Annotated in this window: 1 protein-coding gene; it reads left to right on the top strand. The window is 60.4% G+C overall.

Features of this window, described 5'->3' with window-relative positions; all coding sequences use genetic code 11:
- The first annotated feature begins 192 nt into the window (after positions 1–192).
- A complete protein-coding gene (locus tag AB0C76_RS41450) occupies positions 193–1,074 on the top strand; it encodes a hypothetical protein (protein ID WP_359975993.1) in 882 nt (293 codons plus the stop codon).
- The last annotated feature ends 137 nt before the right edge of the window (positions 1,075–1,211 follow it).

Below are 1,211 nucleotides of genomic sequence, written 5' to 3'. Positions count from 1 at the left end.
TGATAAGGAGCGGTCTCTGCCCAGTGCCGAAGCTATCCGCACATGCAAGGTCTGGCCGCCGGGCGTACTTGGTCATGGGGAAGGGCTGCGAGCAGTGGCCAGATCCTCCGAATGACCCAGTACCGATCGCGACGCGGCACTTATTGCTTACTGTGGGTTTAGATGATTTCTGATACAAAAGGAGGCGCAGCCATGAATGATGTGGTAGCTGGCGACATTACCCACACCTCGGCAACCACTCTCCTCCGCGGGGGAGAAGAGGACGACACATGGTTCGGTCAAGAGATCTTCGTCGTGGTACCTGGTGTCGGCCAGGCCGCCCCAGCTCAGGACGTAGACGGAATCGTTACTGCGGCCAATAACAACGCAACCGGCGTCGCGGGACAGGGGACTGTTGGAGTTGCTGGCTGGACGCGAGATCAAGACCGCGCCAGGGCCACAGAGGTTAACAACCCTTCGGGCGTTCTCGGCATGGGTGGCAAATCTCCGGGGGTAACCGGAATCGGCAATCCGGGCGTGCGGGGAGACGGTGACACTCAGACGGGTGTATTCGGAACAGCACTCGGCAACGGGGGACTTGGGGTTTCAGGAGTCGGCAGATCGACGGGAGTCCAAGGCATTGGCCTGGAGTTTGGCGTGATCGGTAGCACCAACAGTCTTTCCATCGGCAGCGACAACCCCAAGTCCGTGGCCCTCGACGGAAGTTCTAACCTAGGAACCGCTGTGCAGGGCAGGTCCCAGTATGGGCGTGGCGGTTGGTTCTACTCTCACGCTGCCGGACAGATTCGGCTGGAGCCGGCAGTTCACAGCGGCGTCGCAGACATGAACCAGGTGACACCGGAAGCTGTGACCTTCATGGCGGATGGCAGTCCCATCCCCCTGCCCAAGCTTGGCATGATTGGCGACCTCTACACCATGGTCGTGACCTTGCCGCACGCAAGCGACGAACCAGCACGGCCATTGTGTACCCTATGGCTCTGCGTGCAGAGCGTCACCGAGGAAGCGCCGGACCAGTTCCCAGCGCAGTGGGTGCAGATCTTGACGAGCACCGACTTTGTCAGCGGATCGCGGTGATCGTGGACTGAACGCGACGGATCGGTGTTTCTCTAGCGCCGTGACGCGTGTTTCGAGGCTCTGAATCCTGTTGAGCGCGTCGGTCACGTATCCGTTGGGCGTGGAAACAATTGTTTCGAGGCTGCTCATGCGACCGG

It is taken from the genome of Kitasatospora sp. NPDC048722 (assembly GCF_040650235.1).
GTDB lineage: Bacteria > Actinomycetota > Actinomycetes > Streptomycetales > Streptomycetaceae > Kitasatospora.
The sequence above is the reverse complement of the archived record's forward strand: the minus strand, read 5'-3'. Positions and strand labels throughout refer to the sequence as shown.

What these genes read in the sequence shown, in the direction of transcription:
- AB0C76_RS41450 (WP_359975993.1), top strand. Translation starts at nt 193, where the DNA reads ATGAATGATGTGGTAGCTGGCGACATTACCCACACCTCGGCAACCACT.